Annotated in this window: 15 protein-coding genes and 1 tRNA gene; 12 read left to right on the top strand and 4 right to left on the bottom strand. The window is 44.5% G+C overall.

Features of this window, described 5'->3' with window-relative positions:
- Positions 1–41 precede the first annotated feature (41 nt).
- Positions 42–115, bottom strand: a tRNA-Asn gene (locus H4K34_RS08635).
- Positions 116–206: 91 nt separating this feature from the next.
- Here H4K34_RS08635 and H4K34_RS08630 point away from each other — a divergent pair.
- The 4 genes from H4K34_RS08630 to H4K34_RS08615 all read left to right on the top strand — a co-directional run bounded on the left by H4K34_RS08630 (position 207) and on the right by H4K34_RS08615 (position 4384).
- Positions 207–1130, top strand: a complete 924-nt coding sequence (locus H4K34_RS08630) for a PfkB family carbohydrate kinase (RefSeq protein ID WP_210760422.1) — start codon at positions 207–209, stop codon at positions 1128–1130.
- Between the two features lie 127 nt (positions 1131–1257).
- Positions 1258–1809, top strand: coding sequence for an RNA polymerase sigma factor (locus H4K34_RS08625; protein WP_210760421.1), 552 nt, complete (start codon positions 1258–1260; stop codon positions 1807–1809).
- 8 nt (positions 1810–1817) lie between these two features.
- Entirely contained in the window at positions 1818–3266 is a 1449-nt protein-coding gene (locus tag H4K34_RS08620) for a PorP/SprF family type IX secretion system membrane protein (protein WP_210760420.1), read from the top strand.
- Positions 3266–4384 (top strand): hypothetical protein, encoded by a 1119-nt coding sequence (locus H4K34_RS08615; RefSeq protein ID WP_210760419.1) that lies wholly within the window; start codon positions 3266–3268, stop codon positions 4382–4384. Before H4K34_RS08620 ends, H4K34_RS08615 begins: the two co-directional genes overlap by 1 nt.
- Here the strand turns inward: H4K34_RS08615 and H4K34_RS08610 are convergent.
- Entirely contained in the window at positions 4381–4899 is a 519-nt protein-coding gene (locus tag H4K34_RS08610) for an acetyl-CoA carboxylase biotin carboxyl carrier protein subunit (protein WP_210760418.1), read from the bottom strand. The two genes, H4K34_RS08615 and H4K34_RS08610, sit on opposite strands and share 4 nt — an antisense overlap.
- 39 nt (positions 4900–4938) lie before the next feature.
- On the opposite strand from H4K34_RS08610, the gene H4K34_RS08605 reads away from it, so the two are divergent.
- Genes H4K34_RS08605 through H4K34_RS08585 form a run of 5 tightly spaced genes read left to right on the top strand, consistent with a single transcriptional unit; the run spans position 4939 to position 11521 of the window.
- Entirely contained in the window at positions 4939–6606 is a 1668-nt protein-coding gene (locus H4K34_RS08605) for a hypothetical protein (protein WP_210760417.1), read from the top strand.
- A gap of 50 nt (positions 6607–6656) precedes the next feature.
- Complete coding sequence (rseP, locus tag H4K34_RS08600; RefSeq protein WP_210760416.1) at positions 6657–7982, top strand: RIP metalloprotease RseP; 1326 nt, start codon at positions 6657–6659, stop codon at positions 7980–7982.
- Complete coding sequence (locus H4K34_RS08595) at positions 7951–10287, top strand: TonB-dependent receptor (protein WP_210760415.1); 2337 nt, start codon at positions 7951–7953, stop codon at positions 10285–10287. Before rseP ends, H4K34_RS08595 begins: the two co-directional genes overlap by 32 nt.
- 47 nt (positions 10288–10334) lie before the next feature.
- Positions 10335–11105, top strand: coding sequence for a DUF4625 domain-containing protein (locus tag H4K34_RS08590; RefSeq protein WP_210760414.1), 771 nt, complete (start codon positions 10335–10337; stop codon positions 11103–11105).
- On the top strand, positions 11105–11521 hold the full coding sequence (locus H4K34_RS08585; protein WP_210760413.1) for a Fur family transcriptional regulator: 417 nt from the start codon (positions 11105–11107) through the stop codon (positions 11519–11521). The genes H4K34_RS08590 and H4K34_RS08585 overlap by 1 nt, the downstream gene beginning before the upstream one ends.
- Here H4K34_RS08585 and H4K34_RS08580 read toward each other — a convergent pair.
- On the bottom strand, positions 11518–12207 hold the full coding sequence (locus H4K34_RS08580; RefSeq protein WP_210760412.1) for a phospholipase D-like domain-containing protein: 690 nt from the start codon (positions 12205–12207) through the stop codon (positions 11518–11520). The two genes, H4K34_RS08585 and H4K34_RS08580, sit on opposite strands and share 4 nt — an antisense overlap.
- 75 nt (positions 12208–12282) lie before the next feature.
- Here H4K34_RS08580 and kbl point away from each other — a divergent pair, with 75 nt between their 5' ends.
- Positions 12283–13476 (top strand): glycine C-acetyltransferase, encoded by a 1194-nt coding sequence (gene kbl, locus H4K34_RS08575; RefSeq protein ID WP_210760411.1) that lies wholly within the window; start codon positions 12283–12285, stop codon positions 13474–13476.
- Between the two features lie 3 nt (positions 13477–13479).
- On the opposite strand, the gene H4K34_RS08570 is transcribed toward kbl, so the two are convergent.
- Positions 13480–16653 (bottom strand): UvrD-helicase domain-containing protein, encoded by a 3174-nt coding sequence (locus H4K34_RS08570; protein ID WP_210760410.1) that lies wholly within the window; start codon positions 16651–16653, stop codon positions 13480–13482.
- 46 nt (positions 16654–16699) lie between these two features.
- On the opposite strand from H4K34_RS08570, the gene H4K34_RS08565 reads away from it, so the two are divergent.
- Both H4K34_RS08565 and H4K34_RS08560 read left to right on the top strand, forming a co-directional pair.
- Entirely contained in the window at positions 16700–17497 is a 798-nt protein-coding gene (locus tag H4K34_RS08565) for an SDR family NAD(P)-dependent oxidoreductase (RefSeq protein WP_210760409.1), read from the top strand.
- 175 nt (positions 17498–17672) lie between these two features.
- A complete protein-coding gene (locus H4K34_RS08560) occupies positions 17673–18281 on the top strand; it encodes a superoxide dismutase (RefSeq protein WP_210760408.1) in 609 nt (202 codons plus the stop codon).
- The last annotated feature ends 29 nt before the right edge of the window (positions 18282–18310 follow it).

The raw sequence follows: 18310 nt of genomic DNA, 5'->3' as shown, positions 1-18310 counted from the left end.
TAAAAAAAGGCGTCTATTTCTAGACGCCTTCGCTGTTTTTGCGCTCCCTCTTGGGCTCGAACCAAGGACCCTCTGATTAACAGTCAGATGCTCTAACCAACTGAGCTAAGGAAGCATTGTTGTGAATCCCTCATAAAAGGGCTGCAATATTAGCACCTTCCGATAAATTACACAATATTTGCGGCAAAATTTTTAAGCCTTCTTTTATGAGTCTTTTAATCGTAGGCACAGTTGCCTTTGACGAATTAATCACTCCCTTCGGAGAGTCTGGCAGAATTATCGGAGGATCAGCGACTTACGCCTCTCTATCTGCTTCTAATCTTTGTAAAGATATTTCGATCGTTTCCATCATCGGAGAAGATTTTCCGGAAGAAAAATTAGCCTTAATGCGTTCCAAGGGCATCGATACCGAAGGAATAAAACGCGTAGAAGGAGGCAAAACCTTTTTCTGGAAGGGTAAATATCATAATGATATGAACTCTCGCGACTCCTTAGCGACCGAATTAAATGTCTTAGCAGATTTCGATCCGATTTTACCCGAAAAAGCGCGCGAGGCCGAATACCTGATGCTGGGAAATTTAACCCCGGCCATCCAGATGAAGGTATTAAAGCAAATGAAGCAACGTCCGAAGTTAGTGGTTATGGATACTATGAACTTCTGGATGGATATTGCCATGCCCGAATTAAAAGAGGTATTAAAGGAAGTAGATCTGCTTACCATTAATGATGAGGAGGCCCGCCAATTAAGTGGCGAATATTCTTTGGTGAAAGCCGCCGCTAAGATTTTTGAAATGGGCCCTAAATACCTGATCATTAAGAAAGGGGAACACGGCGCTCTATTGTTCCATGGTAAAGAATTATTCTATGCACCAGCCCTTCCTCTGGAAGAAGTATATGATCCTACCGGTGCGGGCGACACTTTTGCCGGCGGTTTTATTGGTCATGTTTGCGATTCGGATGAAGTAAGTTTCGAGAGTATGAAGCGCGGAATTATTTACGGATCTGCCTTAGCTTCCTTCTGTGTAGAAGAGTTTGGCACCCATAAATTGCGCGATTTAGACCGCGGAGATCTTCACGATCGGGTGATGCGATTCATCAGTTTGACAGATTTCGACATGAAAATGTCTTAATTCTTAGAATCTTACCCAACTTATCAACAAGATTAAACGTCATTCTTTTCCCGGGGAATGGCGTTTTTTATTGAACCGAGGGCAAAACCCTTTAAATTCAATAAATTAGCCGGAAGAATTGGGATCCATGAACATCGAAAAGCATTTGCTGGAAGGTTGCATCCGCGGTGAGCGGAAGGCCCAGTATGAGCTCTACAAGCTCTGCTACGGGATACTTATGGCTGTGTGCTTTCGATATGAAAGGAATAAGGAAGATGCTGAGTTTCTGTTGAATAAGGCCTTCCTGAAAATTTTAAATAATCTGGAGTCTTACTCCAGCTCTGTGCCTTTCGAGGCTTGGATTCGGAGGATTACCATCAATACAGCAATTGATGAATATCGAAAGAATCAACGCTCGAAAGTGGATTATGTAGAAGAACCCATGCAGCTGGCTTCGCTCAGTGAAATGGACTACAATGAAGCAGAAAAACGCTTTGACGCCGAGGAATTATTAGCCCTGGTGCAAAAGCTTCCGCCAGTGAGTCAGAAGGTTTTTAACCTCTATATCATTGACGGATACAACCATAAAGAAATTGCTGAAAAGCTGGGAATGAGTGAAGGAACCAGCAAATGGCACCTCAGCAGTGCCCGCAAGAAATTGCAAGAGATGATGCGTAACTTAATGGACAACGTAGCCTAAGAGCAGTAATGACCGAAAAGGATCTAAAAAAGCTGTTTGAAGATAAGCTGGAAGGCCAGAACTTTGAGTTCAATGAGGCCAATTGGGAAGCATTTGAACAAATGTCTGACCCCGGCGAGCCTATGTCTGAGCAAGAGTTTAAAAAGCTCTTCCGCGACAAAATGGCTCAAGCCTCCTTCCCCTTTAATCCTGCTAACTGGGACGCTCTGGAAGAAGAGATGGGCCCAGAACATGGTATGTCCGATTCTGAGCTACAAACACTCTTCGACAAAAAGATTAATCAGTCACAGTTTGCCTATAATCCCGATAACTGGGCGCGAATGGAGGCCATTCTCGACCAGAGAGGACGCAAACCATTGGCTTTCTACTGGCGCAGTGCCGCCGCTATTTTAGCCGCTGCCGGAATTAGTAGCCTATTGCTTTTCCAAAATCAGGCGAATCAATTTGGGCCTGTAGAAATAGCAGTACCTCAGCAAAATATTGTGGAAACTGCTCCTGCCGCGAAAAGCCCGGTAGCAGCCGAAACTGTGGAAATGCCTGTCAGCCAAAGCTCCGAAACTGTTGAGAACAATAGTCCGGCCTTAAGCAGCAATGATGCCTCAACTACTGGCAACGGAATTGAAAGTCAGGATTTGGCTTATGTTCAGGATAATAGTGCGGTAGTAATAGGTGCTCGTCCAAGGGAAAGCAGTCCAGCTGTTCAAGCATTGTACATTGAACCAAATCCCAATTTACAGGCGAGTGATTTGCATCCTATCAATGTAAATCTGGATGCTGAATTAGCCCCCCGCCATTTTGTAATACAGGATCTTCCATCGTCAGAGCCAGTAATCGAACCTTATATTCCGCAAGCCTATTCTAAAGTTTACGCTAGTGGCGGCCCTGTTATTAGCCAAGCTTTAAACGGCAAAATGGGCGGCCCAGGCTTTAGTGCCGGTTTAGAGTATGAATATGGATGGAACAAAATCTCGTCTATCCGCACAGGAATTATCTATACTCAGACTGGTGATATAGGTTTGGAAACCATGCACGATAGCACCTTCTTCGGCTTGGGCCGTACCGAGGTACAAACGCAACGCCATTATAAGAGCTTGCAAAGTATTCGCATTCCTGTAGCCTATCAGTATAAACTGAACTCACAGCACAGCTTTGGATTAGGTCTTAATACAGATGTCCTCCTTTCAGTGCGAATGGATGAAACCAAAACCACCACCGTATTTAAGCAAGATCCAAAGGTTGAGCATAAAGAATACAATCAATCCATGAACAGCTTTGCTCCGGTGAACTTCTCTGCCAGCCTGAGCTACGAATTTCAATACTCCGAACGTTTGAGCTTTGCCTTAAGCTATGCTTTGCCGCTCAACGATATTACCCAAGACCAAGCTCAAAATTTTGCCGCTGACCACCGTCCGGGTCAGGCCAACCTCCAACTACGATACCTCTTATTCAAGAACTAATGAAAAAGGTATTTGGACTCCTTGGTATTACAGCGCTTCTTTTATCCAGCTGTAAGGATGATGATGGCATGGGTCAAACCAGCTTTATCGAAAGTCCTCGCTTCTACATCAACGCCACCGTAGATGGACTACCCCTAAACTTAAGGGCCGGAGAAAGTGGTTATCAGATGTATACCAGTTATGAGGTGCAAGATTCTGTTCTAAAGATGAAAGGCATCCTCGCGGTAGATACCCCTCAACTTAAAAGAGCATTATGCATCGTGATCCGGGGATCGGAAATCATCGCTAATAGCAGCTCACCCGATCCAGGAACGGCCCTTCAACAAGGACCATTGCCCTATAGCGACCCTAGTGGAAGTACCGTACAACCTGGTTATTACGATTATTTCTTTGCGGCTGATACTATCAACGGACATATTCCATTGATGTGGAAGACGCCCAATAGTAGCTATTATGGCGACAGCTGTAGCCTTATTGGAATTAATCAGGAGAATTACAATAGCTTCAGCGTAGAAATGCAAAGCCAAGGGCCCTTATCCTGCACCCCCTCGGTTAAGCACACCATTTACACCGGCCAGAGCGATAAAGCCCAGGTTTATATTTTAAAGAGCACCAACTCCGAATTACAAGCGGAGGTTCAAAGTCGAATTGGCAATGTGAAAAATGTAAACTGGCAAATCGCCGGTCAAAATGCAGGAAGCGGAACCATGGTAAATCATTCTGTGATTGGCTTTCAGCCAGGTTACCGCGTAAAAGCGGAGATTGAGTTTGAATCGGGAGGAATAGAGATAATCGAAAAAGTAGTACTTCCGGGTAGCCCTACTTGTGATATCAATATCGATTACCGTAAACAAGGTCACCGGGTTCCCAATGCACACAATTTAGCCACGGTAGAATTGCAATACTTCGACCAGAATGGTAAGATGTACAGCAGTGCCTACCCCAATGCTCAGGGCTATTTCGAAATTGAATCTTTGGGTGAATACTTAGATGCCGCCGCATCCAGCCACAAACATAAACGCTTTAGCTTCTTGGGTGATGCCATCTTAAAAAGTGCCGATGGATCTACCTTGCAGGTAAATAATATCTTCGGAAGTTTCGCAGTAGCCTATCCCTAGGCTTCGAACTCAATTAAGATCTGATTCTTTTCTACCGCTTGGCCGGTTTCGCAGCGTATTTCTTTTACCACGGCATCACTTTCAGCTTTAAGAACATTCTCCATTTTCATGGCTTCCAGTACTAATAAAGCCTGGCCTTTTTTGATGCTATCTCCGGGCTGTACCTTAATTTCCAATACCAAGCCTGGCATAGGCGCTTTCAAATCATTAACCGCAGCATTAGCTAAGTGCTCCATGCCCAAATCCTTAAGCAAGAGGTCGAAACGGTCAGCTCCTTTTACGGGGTAAGCCTCACCATTTACCTCAATTAAGAATTCTTTGCTGTCATAGTCCGCTTCCAAAATTTGAATTTGGTAGCTCTTTTGATCTTTTAAAAGGTGGAAACCTTTGCGGGCATCGCCCTTCAGGTCTAGCTCCAAAGGCAATCCATTCATGCGGATTTCACCACTATTGGGAACTACCTCAACCTTATAATCCTGGTCATTGACTTTAACTTGATACTTTTCACTAGCCATGATCGCCTACTTTTGCAACAGCTAAATTAAGCATAAGCCATGCATCGATCTGCTTTTTGGGCCCTTTTATTCATTCTCTTTTACGCATCAAGCCTTAGCGCCCAGCAAGGCAGCCTTGAAATAAACTGGCATTATCAGGAAGGCCAAAGTCAAACCATAGAAGCCTGGATTCATCCGGCCGATCGTGGAGAATCCTGTTATATTCTGCGCTCTGCAATTATTGAGGAAGTAAGGCTTAGCGAAGGTCGTTTAAAAGAATTGCTGCCTTATCAATATGAGGAAGATCGCCTTTGTTTTCGCCTTCCGGCGGAAGCCGATACTAAAGCCAGAGCTTATATCCGATATCGAATTGACTGGTCCAGTATGGAATCTTCTGCCTTTATCGCCTTGCTCGAACCGGGATTTGTTCTCAATGCGTTAAATGTAGAAGCGCCTTCCGCCAATGGAGATGCGGGTCAACTTTTTCCTGCACCTGCAGATGGAGACAAACAACATATTCGCTTAAACCTGTCACTTCCTGAAAAGCTACGCTTGGAATCTCCTTTAAAGGCAGAATTTGAAGTAGTTCAGGAAAAACAACTTTCACACTTTTTAAAATCTGAGCAGGCCCTTCGCATGAGCGACTTTTACCTGGCCATCGGCGATTTTCGGCATTTTGATCTTGATGATGTACAAGAAAACATTGCCGATCAAAACATGATTCTGGAAGATCAAAAGATTGAGGATTTTCAGGGTCGACATCAAAATTTGATCAATTATATAGCACGTGAAAAAGACTGGATGTTTACCCGCGAAGGCTTATTGGGTCTATCCGGCATAGAAGCTTCCACCGCAGTTCCAAGCTTTCCCAAGAAAGAGGATCTCAAGGGAAGTGCCAATCATCTGGCTATCCAAATTGCCATTTTGGAAGAGTTTTTTAGTGAGGATTGGCAGCAGCATTGGGCGCAATACTGGAAAGGGCAAATGAGCGATACTGATTGGCAGGAAATGCTTCGCAAATACAAAGCAGAAGGAAATGAAAATCCATTGTTTTGGCACTACTACCTAGCCTTTTATCTGGAAAGCAAAGGATTAAGCTGGGCAGACACCAACCAGGTTATTAGCCCACAGGATTCTCTCGAAATTGCGAAAGCAGGCTATTTTCGAAAATCACGAAAAGCCTTGATTGTTGATATTAACTACCGCTTGATGGCCCGCGAAAATCGGCTTTATCTCTACACTGAAATTGCCGATAGTATAATCCTGCCAACTGAAATAACAGGTCAGCTGAGCTTTCAAGCAGATAGTCAAAGCTTTGATATAAAAGCAAACTTGAAGCAGCAGGATACCCTCTTTATTGAAATTGCGGAAGCTCCCCGAAGCTTGTATCTTGATCCAGACCCATGGGGTTTAATTAGCTGGCGCGAAAACCGTCCTTTAACCTATTTACTTTATGACCTATCTCAGGGTCCTAATCCTGAAATTCGACGCCAGGCTTTGCTTAAATTATTGGAAAGTGCACAGCCCAAATTGCTAACTACCGTAGTAGGTGTAGCGCTGGATAGCGAAGATCCAGAACTCCGAAAACTGGGGCTGGAAAAGTTCTCGTCCCTAAGGCCGGATGGCAAAAATAGATTGCGCTCCAGCCTTGAAGCTATGGCCCAAGATGAAGCGGATGTTAAATTGAAGCAAAAGGCCCAAGAGCTCTTGCTCGAAATGGAACCTTGAACCATAAGGAATTGGTAGATTTGCTGCTTCCGAAATTTTGAAGATACTCGATGGAAATCATTATACAGGCCTCCCAGTTTTTACTCTCCTTATCCCTGCTCATTATTCTGCATGAGCTCGGACACTTTATTCCGGCTAAGATTTTTAAAACCAAGGTGGAAAAATTCTACCTCTTCTTTGATTATAAGTTCTCGCTCTTTAAAAAGAAGATTGGAGAAACGGTTTATGGCATTGGCTGGATTCCCCTGGGCGGCTATGTGAAGATTGCCGGGATGATCGATGAGAGCATGGATACCGACCAGATGAAGGAAGAACCCAAACCCTGGGAATTTCGTTCAAAGCCGGCCTGGCAGCGATTGATTATTATGGTAGGTGGGGTAACCGTGAATGTGATCTTGGCGATTGTGATTTATATCGGAATGTTCATGTACTATGGTGAAGCATACCTTCCGATAGATAATATCGAAAACGGCCTGATGGTAGGTGAAAAAGGTAAAGCTATTGGCCTGGAAACCGGTGATTTGGTTACTAGTGTTGATGGTAAAGCCATTGCCCGTTATTCGGAAATCAATAAAGAGCTAGTTTTAAGTGAAAACAGCATTGGTATTATCCGCAATGGTGAAGCCATGGAAATTCAGGTTAATCCAGAAGATAAAGCCAAACTTTTAGAAGGAGATGGCGCCATCGTTCAACTGCGTTTTCCCTTTGTAATTGAAGCATTTGGCGATACTTCTTCTGCTAAAGATGCAGGGGTTGAAGTTGGGGATTGGATTAAAGCTGTAAATGATCAAGAGAACCTTACGGCTGATATGATCCATGACATTATCCCCGAATATGCTGGCGATACCATTCAATTAGGTCTTTTACGTGGTGATGAATATCTGAATATCTCTGTAGCTGTGCCCGAGAGTGGGAAAATTGGCATCGCGCCTCAGAATAAAATTGAGCTGAAAAAATACTTCCAATTAGAAAGTCAAAAATTCACCCTGGCAGAAGCTATTCCCGCAGGATGGAACAAGACAACTGGTGTTTTAAAGGATTATATCCGTCAATTAAAAATGATTTTCACCCCCAGCACCGGTGCGTATAAGAAAGTGGGTGGTTTTATCGCAATTGCATCTCAATTCCCTAATGAATGGGATTGGGAATGGTTCTGGGGCATTACTGCCTTCCTAAGCATTATGCTCGCCTTCTTAAACATATTGCCTATCCCGGCCCTGGATGGAGGCCATGTGGTATTCGTTTTAATTGAAATGATTACCGGCCGCAAACCATCAGATAAGGTGCTCGAATATGCGCAAATGGTAGGCTTTTTCATCTTATTGGCGCTAATCGTACTGGCCAATGGTAACGATATCCTCGGCTTATTTAAATAGAGCGCTAGGCTTAGTTTTTTTCCTCCTTTGGGGCTGGAACTCCTATGCCCAGGAAGCTACCTTAGAAGTACAGCTCAAAGACCTTTACAAAGGAGAGGCCTTAGCAGGGGTGCGTCTTACCATTCACGAAACGGAGCAATCCAGCTTTAGCGACAGCAGTGGTTTTATCCGGATGAGTTTACTGCCGGGCCACTATCATTTGCATTTCGAAAAAGAAGGCTACCTGGCCGAAGAAAGGGATCTACATTTTCCCGAAGAGAAGAGCCTTATTCTGGCCATGATCCCCAGTAGGATTGAGCTAGATGAGCTTCTCATTGAAGATGGAATGCTCAATCAAAGTCGAAAAAAGTATTCTCAGGAAATGCTCATTCTGCATCCCAAAGAGGAAGAGCAAGCCTCCCAAATTGATTTGGCTTCAATACTGGAAAGAATGCCCGGGATTAATGCCCTCAATACAGGCCAGGGTATTTCGAAACCTGTTATTCGCGGTTTTATGGGAAATCGGGTAGCGGTTATCGATCAAGGAATTAAGCAAGAAGGTCAGCAATGGGGCTTGGATCATGGTTTAGAAATCGACCCTTTCCAAGTGCAAGGTATGGAACTGATCAAAGGACCGGCCGCGCTTCAGTACGGAAGTGATGCCCTGGCTGGTGCCCTGAGACTATTGGCGGAGGATCTACCGGAAAGAACCTGGTCTGGCGGACTGCAAAGCGTTTATCATAGCAATAATCAGGCTTGGGGAAATTCGGTACATGCTGCCTATCGAAAAGATAAATTCAGCACTAGCCTACGCCTTAGCCGCAAGCGCTACAGCGACTTTAGGGTACCCGCTGAAAGCTTTACTTATAATGGCTATATCCTACCCATTACCGATCACACTTTAAAAAACACTGCTGGCGAACAACAATCTGCGCAGTGGAATATTAACTGGAACAGCAATCAATACCGGGCGCGTTATAGCTTCTCTGTTTATGATCAGAAGCAAGGAATGTATCCCGGAGCAACCGGCATTCCTCGGGCATTTGATGTGGGCAATATCGGGGAAACCCGCAATATTGATTTGCCACGCCAGGAAATTCAGCATTACAAAGCCTATACCCTGCAAAACATTAAAATTCAGGATCATTGGTTGGAAATCGAAGCCGGTTATCAATTTAATGACCGGGCCGAAAAAAGCTTGCCCCACGCTCATGGCTTTGCTGAACTCGACAGTAATGACTATCTCGCGCTGGGACTTAAACTCCACAGCTTACAGGCCAATGCGCGCTATCGTTTCCATTGGCTAGAGCAAGATTTCGTCGCAGGAATCGCCCAGCAATATCAACGCAATCATCAAAGTGGATTCGAATTTTTAATCCCGGAATATGGAGCCTATCAATCCGGGCTATATGTACTGAGCAAGGGTAAATTTCAAAGCAATCTCTTTTGGGATGGCGGCTTGCGTTGGGAATACCGCCAACATCAATCTCCCCAAGGTATAACTCGTTGGTGGAATAATATTGATAGCCTGGTGCTGCGCTCTCCGGCGATAGATCGCCAATTTTCTAATCTGGCTGCTGCATTTGGTCTCTCCTATATCCTACGCGAATCCTGGCAATTGAAATTGCATCTGGCCCGTAGCTTCCGAGCGCCAAATATTGCTGAGTTAAGCTCCAATGGTGTGCATCATGGTACTTTTAGACATGAAGTAGGCGATGCCCAACTTAATCCAGAAATCGCTTGGCAAGTAGATGGCCTGGTCGAATATCAGAATGAAGAATGGTTAATTCGACTAAGCCCTTATTTCTACTATTTCGAGAATATGCTCTTCCTGCGGCCCACCGCGCGATTTTCCAATTTGCCAGAAGCTGGCCAGGTGTATGAGTATCAGCAAGCACCCGCTCTACAAGGCGGGGCCGAACTTTATTGGGACTGGCATCCCTGGAAACAATTGCATTGGAGTAATGCCAGTGAATTACTGGTCAATCGAAATCTCAATACCCAATTGCCTCTTCCCTTTAGTCCACCCTGGTCTAACCTTAGTACTTTAAAATGGGAGGCGAATAGCTGGTACCTTTCGGCGGATTGGCGCTATACCTTCGCTCAAAACCGTACCGATCGCAATGAAAAGGCCAGTCCTGCTTATCATCTATTTGGACTCCAAGCCGCCTATAAATTGAAATGGGCCGATCAACAACTGCAGGTACATATTGCCGTGCACAATCTCTTTGATACTTTCTATCTACGGCATCTTTCCCGTTACCGCATATTAAACCTGCCGGAACAAGGTCGAAATATAGTGGCCGGCATTTCTTACTCTTTTTAATTGCAACATTGTTGTAAAAGCAATATGTTTGCGCAAAAGAAAAACACATGCGTAAAACTGCTCTCTTTCTATCTGTTTTAGCTCTTGGCTCTGCTTGCTCTAATGACTCTGACAATCAGGATCTGGACGCGCCAGTGATCCTTTCTGCTACTTTAAACGGAGAAGATCATGATTTAGAATTCAATGCTGGAGAAGCCATTAACCTGGCGGTAGAGGTTTCAGACAATGAGGCCTTGGGTCAATTAAAGCTTGATTTGCACGATCAATTCGATGGCCATAGTCATGGTAAACTTTCCAGCACCTGGACCCTTAGTGAAGTTTATAATTTAAGCGGTAGCCAAACTACTTTTAAGGAAAGTCTGCAAGTGCCCGATCCGGTAACCGCCGGTCCCCACCACCTCATCTTAAGGCTATTGGATGCGGCTGGAAATGAATCTGAATTCACCGAACTCGACTTTGTCCTTCGCAATGGCAGCGAACCTCAAATTAGTATTACCGACCCTGATTTCTCTCAAGGTTTCCAGATTACTAAAGGTCAAAGCTTTAATCTTACTGGTAGCGTGACCGACAATATCGATCTGGCCGAAATAGTAATTCAAGTGCGCGAAGAATCTGAACACAGCCATAAAAGCTATTCCAGCACCATTTTCTCCTTTGATAAGGATTTGGATGGAGGCTCCGACCTCAGCTTTGATTTAGGAAGCCTTAGTATCAGCATTCCTTCTACAGCCGAGATTGGACATTATGAATTGTACATTAGCGCCAAAGATTCAGAAGGAAACTACGGTATTTATACCGCCGAAATTGAAGTGATTTAATGACAGATACAGCTGAAGAAATCTTACGCTCCCATGGCCTGCGCAGAACGCTGGGCCGTATTCAAGTACTCCATTTTGTGATGCAGCAAAAAGCCGCTGTTTCACATAGCGAACTCAGTCAGGCCTTTGAAGGAAAACTCGACCGGGCCAGCTTATACCGCACTTTACAAGATTTCGAACAGCAGGGTCTTATTCACAAGGTTCCGGATGATGTGGTTTCGGTGAAATACGCCTATTGCCACGGTTCTTGCTCTCCGGAGCATCATCATGATTCGCATTTACATTTCAAATGCCACAATTGCGATCAAACCTATTGTTTGGAGGAAAACACCTTACCTAAAATTGCTGTGCCAGAGGGTTTTATCCCAGAAAGCACGGAGGTTTTAATTCATGGTATTTGCCGGGCTTGCGCCTAATCCAAATGCTCCCAAATACGATCAAACTCTAAGCGGAAGGCCCTCAGCAATACAGGGTCTTCGCTTAATACAAGGTTCTCATAATTGCGCTCCGCCGCCGAACGGGTCCAATTATAACTGCCCGTTAGCAATACCTTATCATCAAAGAGGGCGAATTTATGATGCATGTGATCCTCGGTTTTATCCAAAAGAATAGGAATCCCAATTCGGTGTAAAAAATCGATATCCGAGCCCATATCTTCACTCTTGTCATTATCGCTAATAATGCGCACCCGCTTTCCTACTTTGTAGGCCGAAACTATGGCATCACGGATAATATCGTCGCTAATGGTAAATACACAGATATCGATACTGTGGGCGGCAGATCGCAACTGACTTAGAATAGCATCTCGACAATCCTCTCCCGGACTAAAATAGGCCCGGCCATGCGTAGATTCCGAACCTGCCGGTTCCTTTAAAAGCTTCACACATTCGTAAAACCAGCCCAAGATCAATTCGGTTTTAGCTCCCTCTACCCGATCCATCGCGAAATCTCGCACTCTACTAAGCAGCCAGTCCCGCTGTTGAGCGTTTAATTCATGTTCAGCTAGTAAGGCTTTAAGGCTGCGTTTTTCACTGCGCGATAAAATCAGATCTTCCAGACTGAGCAATAGCTCTTGCTCCAGATTCTTAAGGTGGCTATTCATGCGCCTAAATTAGCAGAAAGCGTGCGGTCATTGGGCATGCTTTTTATCTTTGTGGCCTCACCTAAATGAAAAACTATGTACGGTAAACTACAAGCGCACTTACAATCAGAACTTCAACAAATTGAAGCTGACGGACTTTATAAGCGCGAACGCATTATCACCGGCGAACAAGGCGCCGAAATTACCGTGCAGGGTGGGCAAAAAGTGCTCAATTTCTGCAGCAATAATTACCTCGGTCTTTCTTCACATCCTAAAGTAATTGAAGCAGCCAAAGCAAGTTTGGATACTCATGGTTTTGGCATGTCGTCCGTGCGCTTTATTTGCGGAACTCAAGATATTCATAAGACACTGGAGCAAAAGATCGCCGACTTCCTCGGAACAGAGGATACCATCCTTTATGCTGCAGCCTTCGATGCCAATGGTGGTGTATTTGAACCGCTTTTAGGTGCCGAAGATGCCATTATCTCGGATAGCCTCAACCATGCTTCCATTATCGATGGAGTTCGCTTATGTAAAGCCGCGCGCTATCGCTACGAGAACAATAATATGGAAGACCTGGAAAAACAATTGCAGGCCGCTTCCGAAACCGCTCGTTTCAAAATTATTGTGACCGATGGAGTATTTAGCATGGACGGCTATGTGGCACAATTGGACAAAATTTGCGACCTGGCCGAAAAATACGATGCGCTGGTAATGGTAGACGAATGCCATGCTACCGGCTTTATCGGTAAAACCGGACGTGGTACCCATGATCTTAATAATGTAATGGGTCGAGTAGATATTATTACCGGAACCTTAGGAAAAGCTCTTGGTGGCGCCATGGGTGGCTTTACCACCGGTCGAAAAGAAATTATCGACTTACTGCGTCAGCGCTCTCGTCCCTACTTATTCTCTAATTCCTTGGCCCCAGCTATTGTAGGTGCCTCTATCGCGGTATTTGACCTTTTAAGCGAAACCACCGAATTACGTGATAAGCTGGAGAATAATGTGAATTACTTCAAAAAAGGAATTCGCGAAGCAGGTTTCGATATTAAAGACGGAGACTCTGCTATTGTTCCCATTATGCTTTATGATGCCGCCCTTTCACAACAATTTGCCGATGCACTTCTTAAGGAAGGCATCTATGTGATTGGCTTCTTCTACCCCGTTGTACCAAAGGGTCAAGCCCGGATTCGTGTACAATTAAGTGCCGCCCACGAACAAGAACATTTAGATCGCGCCATTGCCGCCTTTACCAAAGTAGGTAAGGAGCTTGGAGTTTTAAAATGATTATCAGAGCTTTAGCTTTACCACCTTTAGCTCCTCCCCTAAATAAATTAGTACCGCTTTTTGTAATTCTATGCCGGCTTCTTTAAGAAGTTGGGCATAGTCTTGCAGCTGTTGCTGATGCGCCGCTAACTCAACCCCAGTCTTGTAATCGGCTAGGTACCACCGATCATTTAAAGACACCAAACGATCGGGAATCCGCTTTCCTTGTCCAGGTACCAATAAGCTTCTTTCATTATAAACCCGGCCATCAGGGTGGTAGAGTTCCGCCAAATCTTTGTGATTCAATAAATTATTAAGCTGAGGTTTCAGCTGAATCAAGTCCTCTTCATCCAACCAGGATTCATTTTGAGCTCTTTTTAATACCTGATCAAGGTCACTAGACTTGCGGATTTGCGCTAGTAATTGATGCATCTTGGTTCCCCAACGGGCATCTGCCAGTTTATCGTGTTGCCAGTGCCTAGGCACATTGCTTATAAGTTCCAGTTTTTCCATCCAGGGCAAAGCCTTAAAGCTTTGGGGTTCGAAACCAAACTGTTCTGCCTCTTCCTTAACTGGCCCCTGGCGGCTTCCGATCTCATATATACCCGGTTCTTCTGCTTCGAAATAGCGGCTTAAGAAAGATTCGAAGCTTTGCTGATTACCAGTCTTGGACGGCATTTGGCTGATAATATGCAGCTCCTGTTCCGCACGGGTAAAAGCCACATAATAGATATTAAGGTTATCCATCATTATCCTCGAAAGCTCCTCCTCATACCAAGCTGTATACTGCGGTTGAAATTCGGGGATTGGTGGTTTTACCAAATCAATAAAGCTAAAAGAGAGGCCAAAGCTATCCGGATCCAAATCTACCCAAGCGCGAGGATTAGTAGAGCCACCACCGCTTTGCAGGGCGCCATAAGCCGATAGATAAATCACCACCGGAAATTCGAGGCCCTTCGCTTTATGCACACTCATAACTTGAATGGCATTGGTGTCTTCCGGGATGCTCAAACTTTTTTCAGATCCGGTTTCTTGCCACCATTGCAAAAACTCCGCGGTTACTGGGCGACTATGGCTTTGGTACTCCTGAATCTGATCCAAGAAGAATTGCAAATAGGGATCATTTTGCCAGGGCATTTCGAAAAGCTGCATTAATTGATAGCATTTTTCCAAAAGCTCCTGGGCCTGCCATTGGTCAAAATCAAAGGAACCAAACAAGCTGTTTAATCCCTCCCCAATCTCCTTCAAGTTCTTTTCAGACCAGGCCTTTCTAAAATCATGTGGGTCTTGACCAAAAGGGCAGAAACGCTCCGCAAACAAAGCTAGCCAAGCCCGACGACGTTCTTTATCTTTTGGGAATTCCGACATCTCCAAAAAGGAAATAATAGCCTGCACTTCAGCGGAAGCGCCAATTAAAAGGCTATCGGCAGAAAGAATTTGCAGGGCCTCTCCGGGAGCTAAGTCCAAATTTGCCTCTTGTTCCAAAAGAAATTTGGCGGCTCTACGTCCGGTTTTATTGCTTCTCGACAAAAGACAGATATCCCTTTGCCGATAACCAGCTTGGAGCAAATCGTTTATCCTGTTTAGTAAGGCCTCGTCCTCCATTTCCGGGCTGGGCCTATTGTCTAAAAGCTCCAGACTTATATAGCCTCCTTCTGCCTTTGCGGGTACTTGTTTACCCTGTTTATAAATCTCACGGTACTCGGCATTGGGCAACTCTGCACTTAAGGTTTCAAAAAAGCGGTTATTAAAATCCACCAGGCCTGAGCGCGAGCGCCAATTATGCTCCATCGGAACTACCTTTCTTTGGTAGAGCTCCCGACCAGCGACTTTATTACTAGCATCTTTATCACTAAAAAGGTCCACAAACAATTGCAGATCGCCTCCTCTAAAGCGATATATACTTTGTTTGGCATCTCCCACAATCATAGTGCTACTGCCTTCAGATGCCAGAGCATTATTTAAAAGGGGTAAGAGGTTTTCCCACTGCAGGCGAGAGGTATCCTGAAACTCGTCAATAAAAAAGTCTTGAAAACGATCCCCTAAACGTTCGTAAAGGAAGGGCGCTGGTTGCTCTCGTAGTTCTTTAGAGATAATCTTGTTGAAATCGCCAATGGGCATTCGGCCACTTTCCTCCTTTATCTGGTCTATTCGTACTTCGATTTCCCCTAATAGGGCTAAAGCATGAATTCCTTTGAGAACTCGATCTAAAATCCAATATTCTTCGAAACTACCTTCCTCTAAGTCTTTGATTTTCTTAGCTCTTTCATAAAGATCCTGGAGTATATTGGCATCATTTAAAGCCGGCTTCTTTTTCCCCTTGGTAGATGGGATATGCTCAGGCCCTTTCTCTTCGAAAGTTTCAATCTGAGTCTTATTAAATGGCTTGAAGTCCGCTTGGCTTATCGCCTGAACCCAAGAATATAAGCCTCCTCTTCTAAAATCCTCCCCAGCTAGATCCAATTCCTCGCATCGCTGTAAAAAGTCAGAAGCCTCTTTTTGAAAAGATCCCCTTAACTGATTTAACCGTCCCCGCAGTGCTGCTTCAATGTTCAGCAAAGTTTCAGGGTCTAATTCTTTGAGAGCTTCCAAATAGGGAAAGGCCCGCTCTTGAAACAGTTCCTTTCCGCGATTTATCAAAAGCCTGCGACTGTCAAATGCGCTTTCATCATCAAGCTGTTGGCGGATATAACGTCGCAATACTTCCGTAAAAGGACCTTCCTCTTCCAATTCATCCAAAAGACGATCTACCGCCTCTTCCAGGATGCGGTCATTATCCAGCTCTACTTGAAAATGACCATTAATATTAAGGTCCTTGCTAAAGCTGCGAATCAGGCGATTGGTAAAACTGTCGATGGTAGACACATTAAAGGCCGCATAATGATGCAGGATGCCCGATAAGGCAGCACTAGCTCGGTGTTTTAACTCGATGGGATCAATCGCTAGTTCAGCGGCTAATTCCTCGGCATAAGCCCGATCTCCTGCTTCAATATCCGGATAGGACTTTAAGAGCTTTAATTGCTTGATGAGGCGAACTTTCATCTCACCAGCGGCCTTTTTAGTAAAGGTGATGGCCAGGATATGCATGAAGCGCTTTGCATCTTTAGTACTCAAACAACGCTTTAAGTAATTGCGCACCAGTTGAAAGGTTTTTCCCGAACCGGCTGAGGCATTGTAAATAAGGAAGCGTTCGTGCATGGAGGACATTTGAGCCTAAATTAGCAAATAAGAAAAGGTCTAAAGGATGGCGGCAAATTACTTTGAAAACAAGAAAACCTGGATAACCGGAGCCAGTTCCGGAATTGGCAAAGCCATGGCTGAAGAGCTAGCCAAAAAGGGAGCCAAGCTGGTTATTAGCGGACGTCGCAAAGAAGTTTTAATGCAATTGGCTAAGGAACTTTTAGTCTTTGGAGCTCAGCAGGTAGAAGTGTTGCCTTTTGATTTAGAAAAGGAAGCGGAGCGCCAAAATGCTCTTGCCGAATTGCAAAAAATTTGGTCGGCACCCGATATTCTCATCCTATCTGGAGGCCTATCACAGCGCTCCTTAATTAGAGACACAGAATTAAAAGTGTACCGCCGTTTAATGGAAGTTGACTATTTGGCCAATGTAGAACTCAGCAAAGCCTTTATGGACCGCTGGCAAAATGGACAAGGGCAAGTGGTCGTCATCTCCAGTCTGGTAGGTAAAATCCCCACTCCCTATCGCTCGGGTTACGCCGCCGCCAAACATGCCCTGCATGGATTTTACGAAAGCCTGCGTGCAGAAGAACCCCATATTAAGGTAAACTTGATCTGTCCGGGATTCATTCACACTCAAGTATCAGTAAATGCCCTCACCGGAAACAATGAGGCCTTGGGTGAGATGGATCAAGCCCAAGCCAATGGGATGCCCGCAGAAGTCTTTGCCAAAAAAGCTTTAAAAGCCATTCAAAACAACAAAGCCGTGGCACTAATTGGCGGGAAAGAGGTTTGGGGCGTTCAGCTCTTTCGTTTTTTCCCAGGCCTTTTTAGAAAAATTATTGGCAAGGCCCGTGTTCGTTAAAGCTTATATCGACTCAGGAAATCTATTCATAGTCAAAAACTAAGCAATTCTATTTTTTAATAAGTAATTTTGATGCCGCTTCAACAAAGAATAATTCCTGTTGAAGTTTGGGACAAACTTTCTTAGCGATAGATTTGTTTCGATTACATAAAGTATCAACTAAAAAATATCAAACATGGCTTTTGAATTACCAGCATTACCTTATGCTCACAACGCTTTAGAACCACATATTGACCAGCAAACCATGGAAATCCACCACGGTAAACACCATGCTGGCTATACCACCAAATTAAACGCCGCTATCGAAGGCAGTGATTTGGCAAACCAATCTATCGAAGACATCCTTGCTAATGTTTCCAAGCATGGCGGTGCCGTTCGTAATAATGGTGGTGGCTTCTACAACCACAGCTTATTTTGGACTGTAATGGGTCCTAATGGAGGTGGAAACCCTTCAGGTGAATTAGCCTCTGCTATCGACGAAGCTTTCGGTTCATTCGAAGCTTTTAAAGACGCTTTCGCTAATGCCGCTGCTACTCAATTCGGTTCAGGTTGGGCCTGGTTATCAGTAGATGGCAATGGTAAGCTTCAAGTAAGCAGCACTGCCAATCAAGATAATCCTTTAATGGATGTGGCCGAAGTAAAAGGTACTCCCATCTTAGGTTTAGACGTTTGGGAACACGCTTACTATTTAAAGTATCAAAACCGTCGTCCCGACTATATCGAAGCTTTCTTCAATGTAATTAACTGGGACGCTGTAGCTGCTAATTACGCTGCTGCGAAATAATTTAATTTCTGACTTCGAAATCCCTTTAA

This window comes from Croceimicrobium hydrocarbonivorans, assembly GCF_014524565.1.
GTDB classification, from domain to species: Bacteria; Bacteroidota; Bacteroidia; order Flavobacteriales; family Schleiferiaceae; genus Croceimicrobium; species Croceimicrobium hydrocarbonivorans.
The sequence above is the reverse complement of the archived record's forward strand: the minus strand, read 5'-3'. Positions and strand labels throughout refer to the sequence as shown.